This is a genomic window from Caloramator sp. mosi_1 (genome assembly GCF_028622835.1).
Classification (GTDB): Bacteria; Bacillota; Clostridia; order Clostridiales; family Caloramatoraceae; genus Thermobrachium.
On the sequence record NZ_CP117677.1, the window covers coordinates 2,142,399 to 2,166,325 of the forward strand.

Consider the following 23,927-nt stretch of genomic DNA (forward strand, 5'->3'; position numbering starts at 1 on the left):
AGGATGAGGGGAGTTTACCCTTAAAAAATTGCACGACAAAAAGACCAACGATAGTTGGATTTCCTAAAATACAATATTTAACAGATTATTTATTACAACAATGAAGAATTCTATTCCTGAATCTATCAAAATTTCTATAGCCGAAGGCTATTCTTTTAATAACTTTGATTTTATTATTAAATCCTTCTATACAAGCATTTGTATAAGGAATATCAAAAGAATTACAAATCTCATTAAAATATCTGATATAGGTATTTGCACATCTTTTCAATTCATTGATACCACTATTTTGTGCAAGTTTAATCCAATCTTTTAAGAGGACACGAGCTTCGTTAGAAGAAGGTGAAGCATCAATAATACTCAATAACTTTTCCTTTAAAGTGTGGGCAATTGCTAATTCACTATTATAAGAAAACATAACTTGTAAAGCTAACTTTGAATCTGTATCAAGTAAGCCATATCTTTTTAAAATAAGCTTTTTACTTCTTTTAAAGTATTTTCTTAATTTAATTGATAGTTCTCTTTGGATACGTTTTCTTACCGCTTCTACTGCCCATATGACTTGTCTAATATAGTGAAATTTATCTATAACAATTACAGCATTTTTGAAATAAGTTTTAGCTAAATCAATATAGGGTTGCCACATATCACAAATAAAGTGTGTAACGCTATCGCGATTTTTAATTTTTCTAAAATAATCTATAAGAATATGCTCTTTTCTATCTTTAATAATGTCTAGTATTTTATGATTAACAGGATCGACTATTGCACAATGATATTTAGAACCACCAGAGTTACCTTTAAATTCATCTATAGATATTATTTTAGGTAAATTAGTAGGAGAAGAGTAAGATACATTATCAAAAATACGTTTTATAGTATCGATAGATAGATTAGTTTTTCTAGCAACTGATGTCATACTATATTCATTAGATAATTCATAAATTACAAACATAGCTAATCTATTAGTTATTCTATGATAACGAGGTAAAAATTCTATATGTTCATAAAATTTTTTGCCGCAGGCATTACAACGATATCTACGTTTTTTAAGAATGATAAAAGTATGTTTAAAGAATAAGGGTATGTCTTTAATACGCTGAATTCTATAATCGTGAACTCTTGTAACTTTGGAATTACAATTAGGGCAAGTACAAATTTTTTTCTTAGTTTCTAAGTATATCTCAATGTACGTGTCATTATGAATAATCTTTTTATAATAACATCTTTAAAACCTAATAAATTTTTGATAGAATTATTAGTGTGCACTTGATGGATGCCTCCTTTCAGGTAAGGTTTTTGTTTGGTTATTTTAATTTTACCAGGTGTCTAATCAGGTGCACATATTTTTTGTAAAAAATATGCTGGGTCTACGCCCCAACATTTATTATAGAACCAAAAATAATGATATTTATAGTTTAAATGAAAAAATAGATGAATTAATGAAAAAAGTATCAAAGGCAAAAGAAAATGTTATTCCTTGTGAACAAAATGGTAAGATAATTTTAATTAATACAGATGAAGTTATTTATTTTTGCATTGAGCAAGATAAAACAATTATAAAAACTTTAAATAACAAGTATGAAACTAAATTTACTCTTAATGAACTTGAAGAAATGACAGGTTTTTAAGAACCCATAGAAGTTTTTTAGTTAATCCGTATAAAGTAAAGGAAATTCATCCTTGGTTTAACGGTACTTATAAAATGATTATGAAGGATAATAATAGTTCTGAAATACCAGTCAGCAGGAGTAAATCAAGATTGGTTAGAGAATTTTATAATTTATAATTTTTATTATAATGCAAATCAAACTTCAAAAATTGCATTTTAAGATAAAAAGATGCATTTTACCCTCAAATAAATGATAAAAATATATTTTAGTGCTATCATAAAGATACAAATTGTACAAACATTCAAAAAATAGGAGGAGGGTTAAAATGTACTCATTTATCTTTGGAATTATATTATTACTTCTTGGGTATTATGTCTATGGTTCTTATGTAGAAAAACAATTTGGTGTTAACGAAAAAAGGATAACGCCTGCATATGCACTACAAGACGGAGTTGACTACGTTCCAATGGCAACTTGGAAGGTTTATCTTATACAGCTACTTAATATAGCAGGGCTTGGACCGATATTTGGTGCTATTCAAGGTGCACTTTTTGGACCAGCAGCCTTCTTATGGATTGTTTTTGGAAGTATTTTTGCAGGAGCAGTTCACGATTATCTTTCAGGTATGATTTCTATTAGACACAAAGGAGCAAGCCTTTCAGAAATACAAGGAATTTATTTAGGTAAGAAGATACAAAACGTAATGAGAGTTTTTACAATAGTTCTTTTAGTACTTGTTGGAGTTGTATTTGTTACAGGACCTGCTAAGCTTTTGGCATCAATTACTCCATCATATATGACAGTAACATTTTGGGTTGTTGCAGTTTTTGCATATTACTTCTTAGCAACAATATTACCAATAGACGTATTGATAGGAAACCTATATCCTCTGTTTGGAATAGCATTAATTGTTATGGCCTTTGGAGTTGGTGGAGGTATAATATTAAAAGGTTATCATATACCAGAAATATCACTTGTAAATCTTCATCCTAAGGGTTTACCAATTTTCCCAATGATGTTTATTACAATTGCCTGTGGTGCAATATCAGGATTCCACGCTACACAATCACCACTTATGGCAAGATGTATGAAAAATGAAAAATACGGAAGAAGCGTATTTTATGGAGCAATGATAGCTGAAGGTGTCATTGCACTTGTTTGGGCTGCAGCTGGTATGGCATTTTACAAGGGAGTACCAGGTCTTGCGGCAGTTCTTGGAAAGGTTGGACCAAGTGGAGTTGTTCTTGAGATAACAAAGACGTTACTTGGACCAATAGGTGGAGTTCTTGCTATGCTTGGAGTTGTAGCTTGTCCTATAACTTCAGGAGATACAGCCTTTAGAGGTGCAAGATTAATGTTAGCTGATATGATCAAGTTCCCTCAAGATAAAGTTGTAAAAAGATTATTCTTAGCTGTTCCATTATTTGCGGTAGGTATTGGCTTAACATTTATTAATTTTGATATAGTATGGAGATATTTTGCTTGGGCAAATCAAACACTTGCTATGGTGACTCTTTGGGCAGCTGCAGTTTATCTATACAAATATAAAAAGAACTACTGGATAGCAGTAGTACCAGCAACATTTATGTCCTATGTATCAATAAGCTATATATTACAAGCAAAGGAAGGATTTAAACTTGCAGCAAGCATATCTAATATAATAGGATTGGTAGTTGCAGTAGGGCTATTAATGATTTTTATGAAAAATACTAAAGAGTATATAAAATCAATTAAGGATACAGAAGAAGAAGTAGCAATAACTGAATAAAAGGTGTAAAATAATTTGAGGATGCAATAGCATCCTCAAATTTCTTTGTAGGGAGTGATTCTATGTATAAAGTTGTTTTAAAGGCAACAAGCTTAGCACACGAGATAGTAAAAAGACAGTAGAAGATGGGGATATTGTAGTTGATGCAACATTAGGTAATGGGAATGATACACTATTTTTAAATTCGATAACTCCAAATGGTATAGTATATGCCTTTGAAGTACAAAAATCAGCAATAGAAAAATTCAATGCAATATTAGATGAAGAAGGAATTAAAAATATAAAGGTTATATATGATGGCCACGAAAATATGGATATATATATAGAAGAACAGGTTAAGGCAATTATGTTTAATTTGGGGTATTTACCAGGTTCAGATAAGACTATAACAACAAAAAGTGATACTACATTAATGGCTGTACAAAAGGGATTGAAGCTACTGATGCCAGGTGGAGTAATGACAATAGCAGCATATGTTGGACACGAGGAGGGGCAGAGGGAGGCAGAAGATCTATTAAAGTTTATATCAGAGATAGATTCAAAACAATTTTCAATAATGAAAATAGATTTTATTAATAGAAGGAATGCACCTTTTTAATTGTTATTGAAAAAATGACAGTTATCGTGAAGATAAATAAATTGTTTTTTATTTGTTGTAAATTCGATAACTTTAATTTTTGATGGAGTATTTATTTTTTACCACATTTTAAGCAAGTAAAGTTACCTGATACTATATAATCGTAATGAATATGTAATTGTGTATCCGAGTATTTTTTCCAACTATTCCAGGCGGTTTTACATAACTTAACTCTCTTTTTTATCCGCAAATACCCATCTAAGCATTTTATGAAAATGAAATGGATATTTAGTATATCGTAGATAATCATAGGGAATACCTATTTGAGTACAGTATTCGATAAATGATTTTTCTATTAATGTTTGTAAAGGTTCAGAAATTTTTGTGCTAAGCACGTTGTATTTACTATTGATAAGGTAGTCTCTTGTTTTATTGAAAATATATCCTTGACAAATTTCTATCCTTTCATTTTTATCAACATTTAAGTAGGTTAGATACTTTTTATAATCGAAAGGGCGTAATCTTCATAACGTTTATTTTCAAAATAAGGGGTTGTAAAGTATTTTATAGGAATAACATCCCACATATACTCATTTGTTTCAACCCTTACAATACCAATGGCTGTACCGCCAACTAAGCTTCCACTACCTGCATCGTCAATTTGTATCATTGTGTTACTCCTTTCATTGTATTTACTAATATTATGTATAAAAATTGGTGATTATATTTAAAAAGGAGGTTGATTTATGCGAATTATATTAACTAACGATGATGGAATAGAAGCAGAAGGTATAAGAATATTAGCAAATGTGTTGCAGAATGAACACGATATAACTGTTATTGCACCTGATACTCAAAAGAGTGCCTGTGGTCATTCGATTACTATATATAGACCTTTAACAGTAAAAGAATATAAAATTGATGGGTTAAATTCGAAATGTTTTTCTATTGATGGAACGCCTGCAGATTGTGTAAAAATGGGTATAAACAAGCTTGTTGATGGGAAGGTGGATTTAATAATTTCTGGAATTAATGATGGATTAAATGTTGGAACAGATGTCTTATATTCAGGTACAGTATCTGCTGCAATTGAAGGTGCTATATATAAAATTCCTTCAATTGCAGTTTCTATGGATAGAGATTGTGGAAAAATTAAATATGAAACTGCAGCGTTATTTATAAAAAAATTACTGAATAATTTTGATATAACAACTATAGGAGATGATGTTGTACTTAATATAAATGTTCCTAATATCGATTACTCAAAAATAAAAGGGTATAAAGTTTGCAATTTAGGTACAAGAATTTATTCAAATATATTTATTGAAAAATCCAGTAATGATGTAGAAAAGGTTTATGAAATACAAGGTAAACCTACAGATGATATAATCGAAAATACAGATGTATACTTTATAAATAATGGGTATATCACTATTACTCCTCTTCACTATGATTTAACTAATTTTAAACTATTAAAAAGTGTAGAAAATGAATTTAAAAATCAATTTTCACTTAAATGATTATATAAATGATGAAGTTGCAACGAAATTTTATTCAAATGCAAAATATATTGCAATTTAATGAAAAAGATGATAAAATATTCATAGACTAAAATGACAATGAAGAGGGATGGTATAATGCAGGAAAACAAACAGGATTTAATGAAACTTATTCAATTAAAGTTCCCAAGATTAAGTAAAGGGCAGAAGCTAATAGCAGAATATATATTAAAGCACTATGATAAGGCAGCATTTATGACAGCAGCAAAGCTGGGTACCACGGTTGGTGTAAGTGAATCAACAGTAGTTAGATTTGCAAATGAGTTGGGGTATAGTGGATATCCTAAATTGCAAAAAGCATTGCAGGAAATGATTAAGAACAAATTAACCAGTGTACAAAGAATTGAAATATCAAATGACTATTTTATTGAAGAAAATCCTCTTAAAAGTGTTCTTAAGGCAGATATGGAAAACCTTAGGGCAACATTAGAAAAAATAAACATTGATTCCTTTGATGCTGCAGTTGATGAAATTCTTAATGCAAAAAGAATATATATAGTTGGTTTTAGAAGCTCACAGGCATTAGTGGAGTTTTTAGGTTTTTATTTAAACTTAATTTTAGATAATGTTAGAATAGTATCAACAGGTATAAGTGATGTCTTTGAAAAACTTTTAAGAGTTGGACCAAACGATGTTGTAATTGGAATAGGTTTTCCAAGATATTCCACAAGAACTATTGATGCTATGAAATTTTCAAAAAGCAGAGGTGCAAAGGTAATAACAATAACAGATAGCCTATTATCACCACTTGCAACTTATTCAGATTATACATTAATTGCTCAAAGTAATATGGTATCATTTGTTGATTCATTGGTTGCTCCTTTAAGTGTAATTAATGCACTTGTTGTAGCAGTAGGATTAAAGGAAAAGGAGAAAACTCAAGAGACCTTTAGGACACTTGAGGAGATTTGGGAAGAACATAACGTTTATAGTTACAAAAATAAAATTAACAATGAATAAAAAGCCTAACAGGCTTTTTATTTATTTTTGCAAGATATGTGATATTGTATTGTAGGGCATATAGTTAGAAATAATAACAAAAAGAGAGTAAGGAGAGAAGTATATGAAAAAGGTTGTTGTTGTAGGTGGAGGAGCAGCTGGGATGATTGCAGCAATTAAAGCTGCACAAAGAGGAAATAAAGTAGTTTTAATAGAGAAGAATGAAAAATTAGGTAAAAAATTATTTATTACGGGTAAAGGAAGATGTAACGTTACCAGCAATAAAGATATAGAAGAAATAATTCAAAACATACCAGGTAATGGCGAATTTATGTATAGTTCTCTTTATACATTTACAAACTATGATTTAATGGAGATGATAGAAGCTAAAGGAGTAAAACTTAAAGTCGAAAGAGGAGATAGAGTCTTTCCACAATCGGACAAATCAAGTGATATTATAAAATGCTTTGAAGAATACTTGAAAGAAAATAATGTAGAAATATTGCTTAAAACTAAAGTAACTGATATTATAGCAAAGGATAATAAAATAATAGGCGTTGAAATAAATAATAAAGAAGTTATCAAGTGCGATTCTGTAATCCTTGCAACTGGTGGAAAATCATATCCAGGTACAGGTTCAACGGGTGATGGATATGTATTTGCCAAGAAATTAGGACATACTATTGTTGATATAAGACCCTCATTAGTTCCACTTGTGTGCAAAGAAGAATGGGTTAAAGATTTAATGGGTCTTTCTCTAAAAATGTAAGTATTAAGGTTAAATATAAAGGAAAAACACTTTATGAGGATTTTGGAGAAATGCTTTTACTCATTTTGGGGTATCAGGACCTATTATATTATCTGCAAGTAGAAGGATATCAGATATATTACCTAATGAAGTTGAAATTTTTATTGATTTAAAACCAGCATTGGACTACGATGAATTAGACAAAAGAATATTAAAGGACTTTCAAAAATATATAAACAAACAATTTAAAAACGCATTGGATGACTTATTACCACAGAAGTTAATTCCAGTTGTAGTAAGCTTGAGCGGAATCCCAAGTGATAAAGTTGTTAATTCTATTACAAAAAGGAAAGAAATCAACTTATTAATTTATTAAAGTCCTTTAAAGTTACAGTTATAGATACCAGGCCAATAGAAGAAGCGATAGTTACAAGGGGTGGAGTTAGTGTTAAGGAGGTTGATCCTTCTACAATGGAATCAAAATTAGTTAAGGGATTATTTATTGTAGGAGAACTTCTGGATGTAGATGCACTAACAGGAGGGTTTAATCTTCAAATAGCATTTAGCACAGGATACTGTGCAGGAATGAATTGTTAGGGAGGTTTATATGTTTGCAATTAGAGGTGCAACAACTGTTGAAAAAGATGAAAGAGATCAAATTATAGATGAAACAGAAATACTTTTGAAGGAGATGATTTTAAGAAACAACATCTCAATAGAAGATATAATATCAATAATATTTACAGCAACAAGGGATTTAAAATCAGCATATCCAGCAGAAGCAGCAAGAAATTTAGGAATTAAGTATGCTGGCCTCTTATGTTTTCAAGAAATGTACGTTGAAAATTCTTTGGAAAAGTGTATAAGGGTTTTAATGTATGTGAATGGTGAAAAACACAGAAAGAAGTTAGACATATTTTTCTTAAAAAGCAACTATATTAAGACCTGACTTATTGAAGGAGTTTTAATCTTTTTATAGAAATATATATATGACAGGAGGATTGTTATGAACAATATTGCAATTGCTATTGATGGACCTGCTGGAGCGGGAAAAAGTACAATATCAAAACTAATTGCACAAAAGATGGGTATAGAATATATTGATACTGGTGCAATGTATAGAGCAATAACATTAAAACTATTAAATAGGGGGTTGATATAAAGGATATTAGAGCTGTAAAGGAAATAGTAGACGAAACAAAAGTTGAATTAGTAAATGGCAGGGTTTATTTAGATGGTGTTGATGTCTCAGAAGAAATACGTATGCCCTATGTTAGTGGTAGAGTATCAGATGTTGCTGCAATTTCTTGTGTTAGAGAGAGATTAGTTTATCTGCAAAGAGAAATGGCAAAAAATCAAGTGTTATTATGGATGGTAGAGATATAGGTACAAATGTATTAAAGGATGCACAGGTAAAAATATTTTTAACAGCTTCGGTTGAAGAAAGAGCAAGAAGACGCTTTGAAGAACTAAAAAATAAAGGGATAGATATAACATTTGAAGAAATTTGTAATGATATAAGAAATAGAGATACAATTGATTCAAATAGAGAAATAAATCCATTAAGAAAGGCAGAAGACGCAATTTTAGTGGATACTACAGATAAGTCTATACAAGAGGTTGTGGAGGAAATTATTTCAATTATTAGAAAGGGTGCTAACCTATGAATTTTTATAAATTCTGTCAAATAGTAATAAGGGGTATTTTTAAAATAATTTATAAAGTTGATATTTATGGCAGTGAAAATATACCAAAAGACAAAGGTGCAATTATATGTCCAAATCATTTTCATTGGATGGATCCTATAATAGTTGGTGTCTATACGAAAAGACAAATAAGATTTATGGCAAAATATGAGTTATTTGAAAAGCCAGTATTAAGCAAGTTAATAAAGAAGTTTGGAGCATTTCCTGTAAAAGGGGAGAAGCAGATTTAAATGCTGTAAAAACTACTTTAAAGCTTTTAAAGGAAAATAATTTAGTAGGTCTTTTCCCAGAGGGAACACGTTCAAAAACAGGTGAACTTGGTCAGGCAAATGCAGGGGTTGCTATGTTTGCTATAAAGTCAGGTATGCCAGTAATACCAGTATGTATTGTTGGAAGTTATAAGCCCTTTACTTCTATAAAAATAAAGTATGGACAACCAATTGATTATGATAAATATAAAAAGAGAAAATGACTAATACTGATTATTTAGAATTAAGTCAAATAGTTATGCAAGAAATTAAAAACTAAAAGAGGGGATGTAATATGGAAATTCTGGTAGCAAAAACAGCTGGATTTTGTTTTGGTGTTAAGAAGGCAATTGAAAAGGCCTTTAATGAAAATGGAGAGAGAATTTTTACCTATGGTCCTATTATACATAATAAACAGGTAGTAGATGAATTAAAAAATAGAGGTATTGATGTTATAGAAAATTTAGACAATATACAGCCAAATGACAAAATTATAATAAGATCCCACGGAATATCAAAAAGTGAGTATGAGAAGATAGAACAAAGTGGTGCTATTATAGTTGATGCAACTTGTCCTTATGTAAAACATATACACAAAATAGTTGAACAAAAATATAATGATGGCTACAAAATTGTAATAGTCGGAGATGAAAATCACCCAGAAGTTAAGGGGATAAACGGGTGGTGTAAAAATACTGCAATTATCATTAATGATATTGAGGATTTAAATAAGGTAGATAAAAATATAGGGAAAATATGTATAGTTGCTCAAACAACCTTTAATCAAAATAAATGGTATAAAATATCAGCCGAATTAATTAAATATGCTAAAGAGATACTTATATACAATACGATTTGCAGTGCTACAGATGAAAGACAAAATGAGGCAATAGAGCTTTCTAAAAAGGTAGATATAATGATTGTAATAGGAGGAAAAAATAGTTCAAATTCAAGAAAATTATATGAAATATGTAGCGATAACTGTAAAAAAGCAATTTTTATAGAGGATGAAAATGAACTTGATTTAGAAGAAATAAAAAGTGCACAAAGGGTTGGTATTACAGCAGGTGCATCTACTCCTGAATATACAATAAAAGCGGTGATTGATAAGGTAGATACTTTAAATAAAGTTGTAGAAAATAAATATGAAATAAATAACAAAGAAGAAATAGATTATGGCTTTAAAAATCTTTCTGTTGGTGAAATAGTAGAAGGAAAGGTAATACATATTACAAATGATGAGGTATTTTTGATATAGGCTATAAATCTGATGGTATATTACCAAAAATTTAGCTTCAAATAAAATCATAAATTTAAAAGAGGTATTTAAAGTTGGAGATATTTATGATTTAGAGATAGTAAGGCTTTCAGATAAAGAAGGGAATGTTGTTCTAAGTAGATTAAATATAGAAAAATACGATATAATAGAAGAATTAGAGAAAATAAAAGAAGAAGGTTTATTAATTAAAGTAAGAGTCCTTAATGAGATTAAGGGTGGATATGAGTGTGCATTTAATAATATAAAAGCCTTCTTACCTGAGTCTTTATCAGGTTTAACACAGAAGGAGGATAATAAAAATATTTTAGGAAAAGATATAGAAGTAAATGTAATAGATGTTAAATTACAAAAGAATGATAATATAGAAATTATAGTTTCAAGAAAAAATGTTTTAAAGAAGAGACTGGAAGAAGAAAAGAGAAAATTTATAGAGGAATTGAATTTTGGACAGGAGTTAAGAGGTAAAATAAAATCTTTTATAGAATCAGGTATTTTTATAACTGTCGGTCCTATAGATGTATTTGTACCTAATTCTGAGGTATCCTGGGATAGAAAAGTAAAGCCTCAAAAGGAATTTAAAATTAACCAAGAGGTTAATATTGTAATAACTAAAATTAATAAAAATGAAAATAAAGTGTCAGGTAGTATAAAAAGAACAATGAAGGAGCCTTGGGATGAATTTATTTCTAAATATAAAGAAGGAGACGTAATAACAGGTAAAGTTGTTGCATTTACTGATTATGGGGCATTCGTTGAAATTATTGAGGGTGTAGATGGATTGATTCATATTTCACAGATAACTACGAGAAGAATCGATAAACCAAGCGATTATTTAAAAATTGGTCAGGTGGTAAAGCCTAAAATATTGAATATAGATTATGATAAGAAAAAGGTGTCATTATCTTTGATTGCTTAAAAATAAAAATATGCCAAGAGTGAAAACTTGGCATATTTTTTACTTTTATTCAACTACTGCAGAAAGAGGTGGAATTACTTGTTTCTTTCTTGACACTACTCCAGGTAAGTAAACACTGTTTTCACCAAGTTGAACATTGAAGGCCTTTGATATTAGCTCTTTATCTTCTCCAACAAAAAGAGCTTCTGAACCTTCCTTAATTATATCTGTTAATAGCAGCATAATTAAGTTGTAGTTTTTAGCCTTACATAGGTTATCCATAAAGCTAATTAAATCTTTCTTTAGATCCTTTAAGGCATCTGTATCCATTGTGTTCACTTGACCTACACCAATTTTGTATTTTCCAAGTGTAAATTCCTTAAAATCTTGATAGAATATTTCTTCTGGAGTTTTTCCGCTTAAGGATGTTCCAGCTTTAAACATTTCATCAGCAAACTTTTCGATATCAATTCCAGCAATTTCGGCAAGTTTTTCTGCTGTCATTTTGTCTATGTATGTGCAGGTTGGAGATTTAAATTTAAGTGTATCTGATAAAATAGCTGCACATAAGATACCTGCAATTTGTTTTGAAGGTCTTATACCGTTCTCAAAATAAATATTTGCAACTATTGTTGATGTACTTCCAACAATTTCATTTCTAAAGTAAATTGGTTTCCCTGTTTGAATATCAGCAATTCTGTGGTGGTCTATAATTTCGAGTAGTTCTGCTTCATCAATTCCGTGAACGGATTGAGCTCTTTCGTTATGGTCCATTAAAATAACCTTTTTCTTCTTTTGAGAAATAAGATGATATCTGGATATTGTTCCAATAAATTTATTGTTATCGTCTACAACTGGGTAGCTTCTAAATCTTGTCTGAAGCATTTTTCTTTAATTTCATCTACAAAATCATCAAGATTAAAACTAACAATGTTATCCTTTGTCATTACGTATTTTACAGGAATGCTTTGGTTTATTAATCTTGCTGTTGTGAAGGTATCATTTGGAGTTACTAATATAATACATTTAAATTCATCTGCTAACTTGATTATTTCTTCTTCTATTTCTGAACCACCTGTTACAATTAAAAGATTGGCTCCACTTTCTATTGCAACCTTTTGATTGTCACTTCTGTTTCCAACAATAACTATGTCACCCTTGTCAACAAATGGTTTCATTTGTTCTGGAGCCATAGCTGCAACAACTACTTTACCACTTGTGCGGAATATATCTTGGCTACCAGTTATTAGTTTTGCGTTTAGTGTTTCAATAATATTTGAAAGAGGAGTTTTACTTGTTGCAAGAATGTTTGTATCTAAAGTGCTCATATAGTTGTTTGTAATATCAGATAGAGTTACAATTCCAATAAGTTTCTCATTTTCATCTACTACAGGAAGTGATTTTATATTATTTTTTTCATTAAAGACCAAGCGGTTTTAATTGAAATTTCCTTTGAAACGGGTAAAACTTTATCCATACTTAAATCTGATACCTGTGGTTTCACAGTAGGTAAATATTCAGGTACAGGGATTCCAAAATAGTTTAAAATAAATTCAGTTTCCCTATTAATGTCACCTAATCTTTTTGGTTCAGCATTATAACCAAGCTTTCTTTTAAGTTCTGCATAGGCAATTGCAGAACATATTGAGTCTGAGTCAGGATTTCTGTGGCCAGTAACATATATAATATCCTTCAATTAATTCACCTCCTAAAGAAATTACATTAAATAATTATATACTATAATGTGGTAAATAGTAAATACAAATAAAAAATTATAGAATATTTAAACAAATAAAAAGTTATAGTATAAAGAACTTTTAAATATATATATACAAGATGTAAGTGGGGGTGGTATTTTGCAACTTGAATTTGAAAATGTAAATAAAAAAGGTTTAACTAATCAAGAGGCTAAAAAGAGGCTACAGAGGTTTGGTTATAATGAAATTGTATTGAGTAAAAAGACTTCAAAACTTAAGATATTTTTATCTCAATTTAATGATTTTATAGTATGGGTATTAATAGCAGCAACAGTTATTTCAGGATTAATGGGTGAAAAGGCTGATGCAATAACAATTATTGCAATTATATTATTAGATGCAGTATTGGGTTTTATTCAGGAATATAGAACAGAAAAATCATTAGAGGCGTTAAAAAAATTATCTGCACCTACTGCCAAGGTTATAAGAGATGATAAAGTGATTGTTATAAATGCGAATGAAGTAGTAATTGGAGATATAATAATAGTTGAATCGGGGGATAGAATACCTGCAGATTCATTAATATTAGAAAGTGAGTCTTTAAAAAGTGATGAAGCAATTTTAACTGGTGAATCTATATCTGTTGAAAAGAAGAGTTATAATAATAAAACTGCTACAAGGGATAACTATCTATATATGGGGTGTACAGTAACTAATGGAAAGGCCGTAGCTAAGGTTGTTGCAACAGGTATGAACACTGAAATGGGGAAAATTGCAAATATGCTCCAGAGCATTGAAGATGTACGTACTCCACTGCAGGAAAGGTTAGATAAATTAGGTCAATATTTAGTATATGCTTGCTTAATTGTATGCGGTGTTGTAACAGTTGCGGGTGTTTTACGTGGGGAAAACATTTATGATATGTTTTTAATTGGAGTAAGTTTAGCAGTTGCAGCAATACCAGAGGGATTGCCTGCAATAGTTACAGTATCATTAGCACTTGGTGTTCAAAGAATGGTTAGAAAAAATGCATTAGTAAAAAGATTACCTGCTGTTGAGACGCTTGGTTGCACTAATGTTATTTGCTCAGATAAAACGGGAACACTAACTCAAAACAAGATGACAGTAAAAAGATTGTTTTGCTTAACAAAGAAATTGATATAACAGGGGATGGGTATGATTTTAAGGGAGAATTTATAATAAATGGTAGCAAAAAGAATGTAGATTCTATAATGGATAACAGCCTACATAAACTATTAGATGCTTGTGTATTATGTAATAACTCTGATTATAATATTGACAGGAAAAGAATACATTTCTTTGGAGATCCGACAGAAATTGCATTATTGGTTTTAGCAGAAAAGGCAAATAGAAGTAAAGATAAACTGAATAAAAATTTTAAGAGAATAAAGGAAATACCGTTTGATTCTGATAGAAAGATGATGTCTGTAGTTGTTTCAGATGGAAAAAACAAAATTATGTATACTAAAGGAGCAGTTGAAAGTGTAATTAACTCTTGTAGGTTTATCGAAATAGACAACAAAATTATTCCTTTGGATGTTAATTTCAAAAGAAAAATAGTTGAATTAAATGAAAATATGGCTAAAAATGCATTAAGAGTTATAGCCTTTGCATATAAAAAGGAGGATATAAATTATCAAGAAAATAATTTAATCTTTATAGGACTTGTGGGGATGATTGATCCTCCACGAAGAGAAGTTATATATTCTGTTCAAGAGTGTAGGGCGGCAGGAATAAAACCAGTTATGATAACTGGAGATCATAAATTGACAGCTCAGGCAATTGCTAAGGAGATAAAAATTATAAACTCAAACGAATTAGTTATAACAGGAGAGGAATTAGATAAATTAACCGATGAGAAGCTTGTACAAAATATTGATAAAATAGCTGTATTTGCAAGGGTAAGACCAGAACACAAGTACAGGATAGTCAAGGCCTATAAAAGCAAGGGATACATTGTTGCTATGACTGGTGATGGTGTTAATGATGCACCAGCTATAAAAGAAGCAGATATAGGTATAGCAATGGGAATACAAGGAACTGATGTAACAAAGGAAGCAGCTGCAATGATTTTAATGGACGATAACTTTTCAACTATTGTTGAAGCAGTAAGAGAAGGAAGAGTAATTTATGATAATATTAGAAAATTTATAAGATATCTTTTATCCTGCAACATAGGAGAAATATTGACTATGTTTTTAGCTACTATATTAAAATTGCCAGTACCTCTTGTACCAATTCAAATTTTGTTAGTAAATTTAGCTACTGATGGGCTTCCTGCTATGGCCCTTAGTCTTGAACAAGCAGAAAATGATGTGATGACAAGAAGACCAAGAAATAGAAAAGAGAGTATTTTTCTGATGGATTATTATTTAAAATATTAAATAGAGGTGCTTTAATCGGCATTTGTACCATACTATCCTTTGTTTATACACTTGTTAAATATAATTCAGATTTAGTTTTAGCTCGAACTGTTGCTTTAAGTACACTAATTATGTCCCAGCTTTTCCACGTTTTTGAGTGTAGGAGTGAAAGGCAATCTATATTTAACATAGGTATATTTACAAACATATATCTTGTTTGGGCAGTATTAACTTCGTTTATTATGTTGCTAATAGTAATTTATATACCTATGTTTCAAGTTATATTTAAAACTAAAGCACTTAATCTATGGCATTGGGTTATTGTTATTATCTGTTCTGGTTTAATTTCAATAATTTCAAGTACTATAAATTATAAAAGGCGATAAAATTCCGTAGGTATTTATAAGGTTGTGATAAGATTAGCCCCTTGAAGGATTTCTTTGCATTAGCTTATTGTTGAAATCCTTCAAGGGGTATTTTAAGAATATACCTTCTTTTAGTTTGTTAATAATCTAAAGAGGGTAAAGGTTAATTTTTATAAGTCTAATTTGTTTATTATATCCTTCATTATATTTGCAGAGTCTTTTAACTTTATTTTTTCTTGTTCAGATAAAGGTAATTCTAAAATTTCTTCTATGCCATTTTTACCTACTATTGTTGGTACACTTAATGCCACCTCTGAAATTCCATATTTGTTTTCTAAATAAGAAGATACAGTAAGTATACTCTTTTCATCTCTTGCTATACATTCTACTATTCTTTTTACTGCTACTGCAACTGCATAGTAGGTAGCTCCTTTTTATTTATTATAGTATAGGCAGAATTTTTAACTTCATTTAAAATATCCTCCTTAAATTGACCATTGCAGGGATGGTTGCATATACTGCAGAAATAATCAATTGGTGTACCAGCTATATTTGTTAAGCTCCAGGCTGCTATTTCAGAATCGCCGTGTTCTCCTATTATGTAACCGTGTATGTTTCTTGGATCAATTCCGTAATGTCTACTTAAAAGATATTTGTATCTTGAGCTATCAAGAACAGTACCAGAACCAATTACTTTGTTTTGGTAATCCAGAAATTTTTAGAGTAACATAGGTTAAAATATCAACAGGATTGGTTACAATTAAATAAATAGCATCTTTATTATAACTAACAAGCTTAGGTATCATATCCTTAAAAATAGCAACATTTTTCTTAACTAAATCAAGTCGAGTTTCTCCTGGTTTTTGGTTTGCTCCAGCAGTAATTATTATAATATCAGAATCCTTAACATCACTAAAATCACCTGAATATACTTCAACAGGCGACATCAATGGAACGCTATGGCTGATATCAAGTGCATCTCCAAAGGCTTTGTCTTTATTAATATCGATTATAACTATTTCCTCACTAAGGCCACTCATAGCAAGAGTAAAGGCAGTAGTTGAACCAACAAAACCAGAACCTATTATAGAAATTTTTTCATATTAATCACCTCAATAATAATAATTGTTATAAGAAAATATTAATATTATTAATAATGGCTGTCAATTGAAATTTTTAAAAATAAAAAGCATATGGTTGTCCACATGCTTTATTTTATAAATTGTCTTTGTTGTACTCTTTGTATTTTTTGATCTATTGGAATTAAATCAACTTTTGTTGTAAGATTTCTTACATTAAGTATTTGAATTACTTCTGAAGCTTCTTTACCCTTCTTTGGTTTTAATCCTTGAATAATTACACTATGACCTTGTCTAATATCAATAAAGGAAGGCATCTTAAACCATTTTTTGCTTTATATCTACATTTTATTACTGCTTTGCTTCTTTCAGGTTTTATAACGAGATCAACTGTAAGAATGTTAAATATCCATAGTATTGTCTTTGTGGTAGTTTTTATGCTTAGAACGTGACCACTGAATTGGGTAAGCCTGTCACCATACTTTTTATAGTATGTTTCAGCATATTTTTTGCAAGTGTCTCTCTAAAACTCATAATGACTCCCTTTTCTATAAAAATTTATTATTGCAATTATCTATTATATCATATTTTATTTTTCCCAAATAGATGAAATTAATAAATTTATTTGTTTGAATTAAATGATTTTTGTATTATAATAATAACAGAATGATTAAATAATTGCAATAGGTGTCAAGAAGTATTGATAATACAGAATTAAACTGTTATAGTATAGTTTGGAGATTGTTAAATATTTGATTAGATGGGTGATAGATTTGAAAAGAGCAAAAATAAATGTAAATGGCATAGTTCAGGGCGTTGGATTCAGACCTTTTATCCATAAATTGATTACAGAATATGATTTAAAAGGTTGGGTTAAGAATACATCAAATGGAGTTGAAATTGAAATTGAGGGAAAAAATCAAAATATTAAAAATTTTATTGAAGATATAGATAAAAAGAAACCAAAACTATCCCTTATAGAAAGTTTAGAATATGATTTGTTTGATGATTTGAAAGGATACAAGGATTTTACAATAATAAAAAGTACTGATAATGCGGCAAAATTTACCTTAATTTCTCCAGATGTAGCAACCTGTGAAGATTGCCTAAGAGAATTAAAGGATAAAAATGACAGGCGTTATGGATTCCCTTTTATAAATTGTACAAATTGTGGTCCAAGATTTACAATTATAAAGGATGTACCCTATGATAGAGAAAAACAACTATGCACCAATTTAAAATGTGTGATAGCTGTCAAGAGGAATACCAAGATATAGAGGATAGGAGATATCACGCACAACCTAATTGTTGCTATGATTGTGGTCCAACATTGTACTATGTAGATTCACATAACAAAACTATAACAGACAATGTTATAGATTATGTTAAAAGAGAGTTAAAATTAGGGAAAATTCTTGCAATTAAAGGAATAGGCGGATTTCATTTAGCCTGTGACGCTAAAAATAAAGAGGCGGTTGAGAGGCTAAGAATTAGAAAAAACAGGGAAGAAAAACCCTTTGCAATAATGTGTAAGGATTTAAATACAGCATATAATATATGCAACATTTCTGCGGATGAAGAAAAATATTTAACCAGCTTTAGAAGACCAATTGTTCTATTAGAGAAGAAAAATAATAAATTTGATTATATATCAATAGATAACAATTATTTAGGCGTGATGCTTCCCTATACACCAGTTCACTATCTTTTGTTTGATGATGAATTGGATGTACTTGTAATGACAAGTGCAAATATTAAGGATTGTCCTATAATAAAGGACAATGAAGAGGCAATAAAAGGTTTAATGGAAATTGCAGATGGCTTTTTACTAAATAATCGAGATATACATATAAGATGTGATGATTCACTCATATATGTATTTGAGGGAAGTGAATATTTTATACGACGTTCAAGGGGATATACCCCCTTCCCTATAAAGGTGAATTTTGAATTTGAAGATCTATTATCCTGTGGAGCAGAACAAAAGGCATCCTTCTGTTTATTAAAACAAAACTATGTTTTTTAAGCCAACATATTGGAGATTTAAAAAACATAGAGACCTATGAACACTATTCTCAGCAGATTAAGCATTTTAGAAGGTTGTTTAATATTAATCCTAAAAAGTTGTTTGCGACTATCATCCAGATTATATGTCTACAGAATATGCTTTTAGTTTTGCTAAAGAGCATAATTGCGATATATATATGGTACAACATCATCACGCACATATGGCGGCCTGTATGGCAGATAATAATTTAAATTGCAATGTGATTGCGTTAACGTGGGATGGAACAGGATTAGGCCTTGATAATACATTGTGGGGTGGAGAGATCTTATATGGAAATTATAAAGAATTTGAAAGATGGGGAACAATAAAGAACATAAATCTTGCAGGAGGAGATACTGCAACTAAAGAGATTTATCGAATTGGTTATGATTTAATCTATCAATCAACTGGAAATTTTGATAGTTTTACTATTAATAATAAAAATAGCAACATTATAAAAAGATGTTGGAGAATAATATTAATACCTATAAGACCTCAAGTATAGGGAGATTGTTTGATGGCGTCTCTGCTATTTTAGGATTAAAGTCAATAGTTTCCTATGAAGGGCAAGGTGCAATTTTGATTGAAAAATATGCAGATGTTAATGAAGAGAGTAGTTATAACTATAAATTAGTTAATAATAATTTAATAGAATTTGACTGGACACCTATGATAAATGAGATACTAAATGATTTAGAGAATGGAGAAGACAAGGCAAAGATATGTGCAAAATTTATGAATACTTTAATTTGTTTTGCAAGTACAGTTACTGAACAAATAAGACAAGAGACAGGTTGTAATGTTGTTGTTTTATCTGGTGGAGTATTCCAAAATATGTATTTGCTAAATAAGATGAAAACTAAATTAAATAAAATGGGATTTAGTGTGTATACACATAAAAGAGTTTCAACTAATGATGAAGGTATTTCATTAGGACAAACAGCAGTTGTGGCAAACGGAGGAGGGATAAAATGTGTTTAGCTGTTCCTTTAAAGGTTGTAAGTATAGAAGGTAATACAGCACAAGCTGAAATCGAGGGTGTTAAAAGAACTATTAGGATAGATTTTATTAAAGATGTCAATGTAGGTGATTATGTTATTGTTCACGCAGGTTTTGCAATAGAAAAATTAAAGGAAGAGGATGCAATAGAAAATTTGCGTTTAATTAAGGAGGTAACAGATGCGCTTAAATGAGTTTAAAAAACCTCGCGATATTGATGCTGTAATAAATTATTTAAAAAAATAGATAAAAACATAAAAATTATGGAGGTATGTGGTACACATACAATGGCTATAGCGAAGTCAGGTATTAAAAGCATTCTACCACCTAATATAAAGTTAATATCTGGTCCTGGCTGCCCTGTATGCGTAACACCATCGGAGGAAATTGATTCTATATTAGAACTTTGTAAGCATAATAGAGATCTAATAATAACAACTTATGGAGATATGATAAAGGTACCAGGTACAAATGCTTATGAAAGCTTAGAAAAACTAAAAGCACAAGGACACGATATTAGGATAGTTTATTCAGCATTAGATGCTTTAGATATAGCTAAGGAAAACAAAGAAAAAGATGTAGTTTTTGGGGATAGGTTTTGAAACTACTACACCAGGTACTATTTTAGCCTTAGAGGAGGCAATAAATCAAAATATAGACAATTTTTATATTTACTCTATGCATAAACTGGTTGAACCAGCCTTAAGAGCACTACTTGAACAGCCGGATTTTGATATAGATGGTTTTTTATGTCCAGGTCACGTAGGTGCTGTAATTGGTGAAGAAGGATTTGAATTTTTGGTTAAGGATTATAATAAACCATCTGTAATATGTGGCTTTGAAGCAGGAGACATATTGATAGGTATATACAAGATCGTAAATCAACTTTTAAATAATAGAGCAGAGTTAGAAAATGAATATAAAAGAGTTGTAAAAAAGAAGGAAATAAGATAATATCTGAAAAGGTAAGTACTTATTTTTGTGTAACCGACAATATATGGAGAGGCATAGGGCTAATAAAAGACAGTGGATTAAAATTAAAAGATGAGTTTAAAGTCTACGATGCAACTCAAAAATTTAATATAATATTAAAACAGACAACAAAGGCTAATGCTTGTAAATGCGGTGACGTAATAAAAGGTAAAATAGAACCAACTAATTGTCCGCTTTTTGCAAATGTATGCACTCCAGAAAATCCAGTAGGACCTTGTATGGTATCAAGTGAGGGTGCCTGTGCAGCTTACTACAAATATTTATAGATATGAGCATAATTAAATAAAAAATAAAACAACAAAAGTTAAATTATTACAATTTTTATTAAGCGTAGCTTAACTATCAAAAACGGAACTTAAATTGAAATGAAAGAAACAAAAAAGGGTAGACTATCCCCTTGGTGAAATTGATGCTTAAAAATTTTGATATAACTTAGTTTAAGCTGTCCTTTTAATCCCGATAGGGATTTGTATTTATCAACACAGCCAGATTTTATAGCAGCAATTGCAATAGTTAAAAGACAAATATGTCCGATTGTATTTAGATTAGCAACAGAGTTAATATTTTTAACATAAGCTTGCTCAGTATTTAGATTCTTCCATCTAGAATTGTATCTTTCAGACTCAGTTCTAAGACTGTATATTTTCTTGAAAAATATAGAATCACGATTTATGGAAGATCTATAATCAGTGCCAATACTTATGTATTTTACACAACCTCTGTTTTTCTTACCGTTAAAGAATTTTTCGTGGTTACATGGACATAAAGAATCATCTTTAGAAGTTCTAAAAGGACAGCAAAACTTTTGTTTAATATAGGAATCAAAATATTGTTTGCCATCTTTATGCATTGCTAATCCAGCATCGCATATTACATTACCTGTGGATGTTAAGTCTTTAGGCTTTCTTCCACGTTTATTTAATGCAATGAAAGCATGACCTTTAAGGGTATTACGAATAAAGTCATGATTTTGCTTTGAATCATAGCCTTTATCAGCAATAATATAACTACCTTTGAGTGGGAACCACTCATTTGTATCAGATAGGATTTCTGTAAAGTTAGAAATTTCATTGACATCAGCGGTTGTAGTAAATTCAGCAATGGGAAGACCAGAGATAGCATCACAAATAACATGATTTTTGTATCCCCAGTAGAATTCATATTTTTTCTTTGAATTATTGGGTTTATCTTCTGAAACTTGAACATTCATAGAGTTATTAGCAGTATGAACACCTAATTTACAATCTTTATCAGAAGAAGGCGGGTTATTTTTAGAAAACTTGTTATTTGCGAAGCATTTAGGATTATTAAATTTAGTGTTAGCTTTAACAGGCGTTGCATCAACTGATATAAAGTTGTTGTCAATAAATCCTAGTTCTTTAAGAATATTAACTTGATTTTTCATAGATTTCCTTAAGATAAGAGTTAGATAAATTTTTAATAAATCTCTGAAAAACTGAGTATGAAGGCAAAGGCTTAAGAATATTAAAACCACAAAGCTGAGCAATGATTAGATTATTTTCTAGAAAATCTTTTAGGTCAGTAATTTTGCTGAACTTCTCACATTTCATAACAATAAAGGCTCTAAAAGAGCATGGCGAGAATAGCCATTAGGACCATATTTAGAAGGAATCCTATCGGGTAATATAGATAAATCAAGGTTATCAAAGATTTTGGTATAAAAATTGATAAGTTTTTGAGAAGTAAAAAGTTCAATTATATTAAATATTTCTTGACGTTGGTACATAGAGATTTCCTCCTTATTGTTTTTGTATTATGTGTGGTTATATAGTATAATTCGACAAAAAGAGAGGAAATCCTATGACATAAATTTGAGTGATAAAAAATTTGGCTCTATCGGGCTAGTAAAATCAAGGTCTTTGAGTTATGCTCAAGGCTACAAATATTTAGTATTTTGAGGTGATTAAATGGATGAAATAATTACTTTATCATATGGAAGTGGAGGTAAAAAAACTTCAAATTTAATTGAACAAATTATACTTCCTGCACTATCCTGTGATGAATTAAATAAGTTATCAGATGGAGCAGAATTAGAACTTTCATCAAATAAAGTTGTTTTTTCTACAGATAGCTTTGTAGTAAGTCCTTATTTTTCCCAGGAGGAGATATAGGAAAGCTTGCAGTATGTGGAACTGTAAATGATTTGGCTGTAAGTGGTGCAAAGCCAGAGTATTTAAGTTTAAGTTTAATTTTAGAAGAAGGTTTTAGAATAGAAGACCTAAAAAGATTATTAATTCAATAGAGAAAACTGCAAAGGAATGTAATGTTAAAATTGTAACTGGAGATACTAAAGTTGTTGAAAGAGGAAAAGGCGATGGAATATATATAAATACATCAGGTATAGGGGTATTAAGGTACAATTTTTGGGAAAAGATAAAATATCAGAAGGCGATGTAGTGCTAATAACTGGTTGCATAGGTGACCACGGAGCTGCAATTATGGCGTCGCGAAATAACTTAGTAGATGAGTTTAATGTCAAATCCGACTGTGCTCCAATTTATGAATTAGCAGAATGTATATTACAATATGGTGATAAAGTAAAGATAATGCGTGACCCTACAAGAGGTGGAGTAGCAACAACATTAAATGAATTTGTTGAGAATACAGAATTTTCAATAGAAATACAAGAAGAAAAAATACCGTTAAACATTGAAACAAATAATTTATGCGAAATCTTAGGAATAGATCCACTTTATTCTGCAAATGAAGGTAAGATTTTAGCAATAGTAGATAGTAGTGTTGCAGAAAATATTGTTAACGAATTAAGAAAATTAGAATTAGGCAGAGATTCTGCTATAATAGGAAGGGTTACAAAAACTTTCCATCTAAAGTTTTTTACATACAAATCTTGGAGGAAAAAGAGTTCTTTCAAAATTGACAGGAGCTCAATTGCCAAGAATATGCTAATGATACATAGGAGGTGCGTTTATGCAGGAATTTAAGTCATTTGAAATCAAAAAGAGGACATTGTTCCTATAGCCAAAAAATGAAAGAAAATGGCAACAGGTTA

20 protein-coding genes and 11 pseudogenes are annotated in these 23,927 nt (G+C 30.1%); 23 read left to right on the forward strand and 8 right to left on the reverse strand.

Annotated elements, in window-relative coordinates; genetic code table 11:
- Nucleotides 1–85 precede the first annotated feature (85 nt).
- Nucleotides 86–1,210 carry an ISL3 family transposase gene (locus tag PL321_RS15130; RefSeq protein WP_337961191.1) on the reverse strand — a complete coding sequence of 375 codons (1,125 nt, stop codon included), beginning with the start codon at nt 1,208–1,210 and terminating at the stop codon, nt 86–88.
- 232 nt (nt 1,211–1,442) lie between these two features.
- Here PL321_RS15130 and PL321_RS21700 point away from each other — a divergent pair.
- From PL321_RS21700 to PL321_RS15145, 3 genes and pseudogenes are all read left to right on the forward strand, one after another.
- Nucleotides 1,443–1,789: pseudogene (locus PL321_RS21700) on the forward strand (LytTR family DNA-binding domain-containing protein).
- Between the two features lie 149 nt (nt 1,790–1,938).
- Entirely contained in the window at nt 1,939–3,381 is a 1,443-nt protein-coding gene (locus PL321_RS15140; protein WP_273962563.1) for a carbon starvation CstA family protein, read from the forward strand.
- Nucleotides 3,382–3,583: 202 nt separating this feature from the next.
- On the forward strand, nt 3,584–3,979 hold the full coding sequence (locus PL321_RS15145) for a tRNA (mnm(5)s(2)U34)-methyltransferase (RefSeq protein ID WP_273964614.1): 396 nt from the start codon (nt 3,584–3,586) through the stop codon (nt 3,977–3,979).
- A 469-nt stretch (nt 3,980–4,448) separates the two neighbouring features.
- Here the strand turns inward: PL321_RS15145 and PL321_RS15150 are convergent, their stop codons facing one another.
- Nucleotides 4,449–4,628 carry a hypothetical protein gene (locus tag PL321_RS15150; RefSeq protein WP_273962564.1) on the reverse strand — a complete coding sequence of 60 codons (180 nt, stop codon included), beginning with the start codon at nt 4,626–4,628 and terminating at the stop codon, nt 4,449–4,451.
- A 76-nt stretch (nt 4,629–4,704) separates the two neighbouring features.
- Between PL321_RS15150 and surE the strand changes: the two genes are divergently transcribed.
- The 9 genes and pseudogenes from surE (at nt 4,705) to PL321_RS15195 (ending at nt 11,353) form a co-directional block, all read left to right on the forward strand.
- Nucleotides 4,705–5,478 (forward strand): 5'/3'-nucleotidase SurE, encoded by a 774-nt coding sequence (surE, locus tag PL321_RS15155; protein ID WP_273962565.1) that lies wholly within the window; start codon nt 4,705–4,707, stop codon nt 5,476–5,478.
- 117 nt (nt 5,479–5,595) lie between these two features.
- Nucleotides 5,596–6,477, forward strand: coding sequence for a MurR/RpiR family transcriptional regulator (locus tag PL321_RS15160; protein ID WP_273962566.1), 882 nt, complete (start codon nt 5,596–5,598; stop codon nt 6,475–6,477).
- Nucleotides 6,478–6,580: 103 nt separating this feature from the next.
- Nucleotides 6,581–7,801: pseudogene (locus PL321_RS15165) on the forward strand (NAD(P)/FAD-dependent oxidoreductase).
- Nucleotides 7,802–7,811: 10 nt separating this feature from the next.
- Nucleotides 7,812–8,153: a chorismate mutase gene (gene aroH / locus PL321_RS15170; RefSeq protein WP_273962567.1), complete on the forward strand. Its 342-nt coding sequence runs from the start codon at nt 7,812–7,814 to the stop codon at nt 8,151–8,153.
- A gap of 57 nt (nt 8,154–8,210) precedes the next feature.
- Nucleotides 8,211–8,871, forward strand: a pseudogene (gene cmk / locus PL321_RS15175) ((d)CMP kinase).
- Nucleotides 8,868–9,238: pseudogene (locus tag PL321_RS15180) on the forward strand (lysophospholipid acyltransferase family protein); the annotation flags it as partial. The pseudogenes cmk and PL321_RS15180, both read left to right, overlap by 4 nt.
- Nucleotides 9,239–9,253: 15 nt before the next feature.
- Nucleotides 9,254–9,382 carry a hypothetical protein gene (locus PL321_RS15185; protein WP_273962569.1) on the forward strand — a complete coding sequence of 43 codons (129 nt, stop codon included), beginning with the start codon at nt 9,254–9,256 and terminating at the stop codon, nt 9,380–9,382.
- A gap of 71 nt (nt 9,383–9,453) precedes the next feature.
- On the forward strand, nt 9,454–10,416 hold the full coding sequence (ispH, locus tag PL321_RS15190; RefSeq protein ID WP_273962570.1) for a 4-hydroxy-3-methylbut-2-enyl diphosphate reductase: 963 nt from the start codon (nt 9,454–9,456) through the stop codon (nt 10,414–10,416).
- Nucleotides 10,417–10,873: 457 nt separating this feature from the next.
- Nucleotides 10,874–11,353: a S1 RNA-binding domain-containing protein gene (locus PL321_RS15195; protein WP_273962571.1), complete on the forward strand. Its 480-nt coding sequence runs from the start codon at nt 10,874–10,876 to the stop codon at nt 11,351–11,353.
- 45 nt (nt 11,354–11,398) lie between these two features.
- Here the strand turns inward: PL321_RS15195 and PL321_RS15200 are convergent.
- Nucleotides 11,399–13,028: pseudogene (locus tag PL321_RS15200) on the reverse strand (putative manganese-dependent inorganic diphosphatase).
- A gap of 160 nt (nt 13,029–13,188) precedes the next feature.
- On the opposite strand from PL321_RS15200, the pseudogene PL321_RS15205 reads away from it, so the two are divergent.
- A pseudogene (locus tag PL321_RS15205) lies at nt 13,189–15,799 on the forward strand (calcium-translocating P-type ATPase, SERCA-type).
- A 149-nt stretch (nt 15,800–15,948) separates the two neighbouring features.
- Here PL321_RS15205 and PL321_RS15210 read toward each other — a convergent pair.
- Nucleotides 15,949–16,872 (reverse strand): annotated as a pseudogene (locus PL321_RS15210) (L-lactate dehydrogenase).
- Nucleotides 16,873–16,988: 116 nt separating this feature from the next.
- Nucleotides 16,989–17,391 (reverse strand): annotated as a pseudogene (locus PL321_RS15215) (hypothetical protein).
- 239 nt (nt 17,392–17,630) lie between these two features.
- Here PL321_RS15215 and PL321_RS15220 point away from each other — a divergent pair.
- The 7 genes and pseudogenes from PL321_RS15220 (at nt 17,631) to hypD (ending at nt 21,162) form a co-directional block, all read left to right on the forward strand.
- Nucleotides 17,631–18,134 (forward strand): acylphosphatase, encoded by a 504-nt coding sequence (locus PL321_RS15220; RefSeq protein WP_273962572.1) that lies wholly within the window; start codon nt 17,631–17,633, stop codon nt 18,132–18,134.
- A complete protein-coding gene (locus tag PL321_RS15225; protein WP_273962573.1) occupies nt 18,083–18,883 on the forward strand; it encodes a Sua5/YciO/YrdC/YwlC family protein in 801 nt (266 codons plus the stop codon). Before PL321_RS15220 ends, PL321_RS15225 begins: the two co-directional genes overlap by 52 nt.
- 26 nt (nt 18,884–18,909) lie before the next feature.
- Nucleotides 18,910–19,037: pseudogene (locus tag PL321_RS21705) on the forward strand (hypothetical protein); the annotation flags it as partial.
- Nucleotides 19,038–19,097: 60 nt separating this feature from the next.
- Nucleotides 19,098–19,409 (forward strand): Kae1-like domain-containing protein, encoded by a 312-nt coding sequence (locus PL321_RS21710; protein ID WP_443110804.1) that lies wholly within the window; start codon nt 19,098–19,100, stop codon nt 19,407–19,409.
- Between the two features lie 5 nt (nt 19,410–19,414).
- Complete coding sequence (locus PL321_RS15235) at nt 19,415–19,885, forward strand: Kae1-like domain-containing protein (protein ID WP_273962574.1); 471 nt, start codon at nt 19,415–19,417, stop codon at nt 19,883–19,885.
- The gene (locus PL321_RS15240) at nt 19,876–20,097 is read left to right on the forward strand and encodes a HypC/HybG/HupF family hydrogenase formation chaperone (protein WP_273962575.1); all 222 of its coding nucleotides are present in this window, start codon (nt 19,876–19,878) and stop codon (nt 20,095–20,097) included. The genes PL321_RS15235 and PL321_RS15240 overlap by 10 nt, the downstream gene beginning before the upstream one ends.
- A 93-nt stretch (nt 20,098–20,190) precedes the next feature.
- Nucleotides 20,191–21,162 (forward strand): annotated as a pseudogene (gene hypD / locus PL321_RS15245) (hydrogenase formation protein HypD).
- 89 nt (nt 21,163–21,251) lie between these two features.
- Here hypD and PL321_RS15250 read toward each other — a convergent pair.
- The 3 genes from PL321_RS15250 to PL321_RS15260 are packed head-to-tail and all read right to left on the reverse strand — an operon-like array spanning nt 21,252 to nt 22,643.
- Nucleotides 21,252–22,301 (reverse strand): transposase, encoded by a 1,050-nt coding sequence (locus PL321_RS15250; RefSeq protein ID WP_273962576.1) that lies wholly within the window; start codon nt 22,299–22,301, stop codon nt 21,252–21,254.
- Entirely contained in the window at nt 22,285–22,467 is a 183-nt protein-coding gene (locus PL321_RS15255; RefSeq protein ID WP_273962577.1) for a transposase, read from the reverse strand. The genes PL321_RS15250 and PL321_RS15255 overlap by 17 nt, the downstream gene beginning before the upstream one ends.
- Nucleotides 22,464–22,643, reverse strand: coding sequence for a hypothetical protein (locus PL321_RS15260; protein ID WP_273962200.1), 180 nt, complete (start codon nt 22,641–22,643; stop codon nt 22,464–22,466). Before PL321_RS15260 ends, PL321_RS15255 begins: the two co-directional genes overlap by 4 nt.
- Nucleotides 22,644–22,824: 181 nt before the next feature.
- Here PL321_RS15260 and PL321_RS15265 point away from each other — a divergent pair, with 181 nt between their 5' ends.
- The 3 genes and pseudogenes from PL321_RS15265 (at nt 22,825) to PL321_RS15275 (ending at nt 23,859) form a co-directional block, all read left to right on the forward strand.
- Nucleotides 22,825–23,028 carry a hypothetical protein gene (locus PL321_RS15265; protein ID WP_273962578.1) on the forward strand — a complete coding sequence of 68 codons (204 nt, stop codon included), beginning with the start codon at nt 22,825–22,827 and terminating at the stop codon, nt 23,026–23,028.
- A pseudogene (locus PL321_RS20355) lies at nt 23,025–23,314 on the forward strand (AIR synthase related protein). Before PL321_RS15265 ends, PL321_RS20355 begins: the two are co-directional and overlap by 4 nt.
- Nucleotides 23,281–23,859, forward strand: a complete 579-nt coding sequence (locus tag PL321_RS15275; RefSeq protein ID WP_273962580.1) for an AIR synthase-related protein — start codon at nt 23,281–23,283, stop codon at nt 23,857–23,859. The pseudogene PL321_RS20355 and the gene PL321_RS15275 overlap by 34 nt, the downstream one beginning before the upstream one ends.
- Nucleotides 23,860–23,927: the final 68 nt, after the last annotated feature.

Bases quoted from the DNA above. Each gene is read 5' to 3' on its own strand.
- PL321_RS15140 (WP_273962563.1), top strand. From the start codon at position 1,939: ATGTACTCATTTATCTTTGGAATTATATTATTACTTCTTGGGTATTAT.
- PL321_RS15150 (WP_273962564.1), bottom strand. From the start codon at position 4,628: ATGATACAAATTGACGATGCAGGTAGTGGAAGCTTAGTTGGCGGTACA.
- surE (WP_273962565.1), top strand. From the start codon at position 4,705: ATGCGAATTATATTAACTAACGATGATGGAATAGAAGCAGAAGGTATA.
- PL321_RS15160 (WP_273962566.1), top strand. From the start codon at position 5,596: ATGCAGGAAAACAAACAGGATTTAATGAAACTTATTCAATTAAAGTTC.
- aroH (WP_273962567.1), top strand. From the start codon at position 7,812: ATGTTTGCAATTAGAGGTGCAACAACTGTTGAAAAAGATGAAAGAGAT.
- PL321_RS15185 (WP_273962569.1), top strand. From the start codon at position 9,254: ATGTTTGCTATAAAGTCAGGTATGCCAGTAATACCAGTATGTATTGTT.
- ispH (WP_273962570.1), top strand. From the start codon at position 9,454: ATGGAAATTCTGGTAGCAAAAACAGCTGGATTTTGTTTTGGTGTTAAG.
- PL321_RS15225 (WP_273962573.1), top strand. From the start codon at position 18,083: ATGCACCAATTTAAAATGTGTGATAGCTGTCAAGAGGAATACCAAGAT.
- PL321_RS21710 (WP_443110804.1), top strand. From the start codon at position 19,098: ATGGCAGATAATAATTTAAATTGCAATGTGATTGCGTTAACGTGGGAT.
- PL321_RS15240 (WP_273962575.1), top strand. From the start codon at position 19,876: ATGTGTTTAGCTGTTCCTTTAAAGGTTGTAAGTATAGAAGGTAATACA.
- PL321_RS15250 (WP_273962576.1), bottom strand. From the start codon at position 22,301: ATGAAAAATCAAGTTAATATTCTTAAAGAACTAGGATTTATTGACAAC.
- PL321_RS15255 (WP_273962577.1), bottom strand. From the start codon at position 22,467: ATGAAATGTGAGAAGTTCAGCAAAATTACTGACCTAAAAGATTTTCTA.
- PL321_RS15260 (WP_273962200.1), bottom strand. From the start codon at position 22,643: ATGTACCAACGTCAAGAAATATTTAATATAATTGAACTTTTTACTTCT.
- PL321_RS15265 (WP_273962578.1), top strand. From the start codon at position 22,825: ATGGATGAAATAATTACTTTATCATATGGAAGTGGAGGTAAAAAAACT.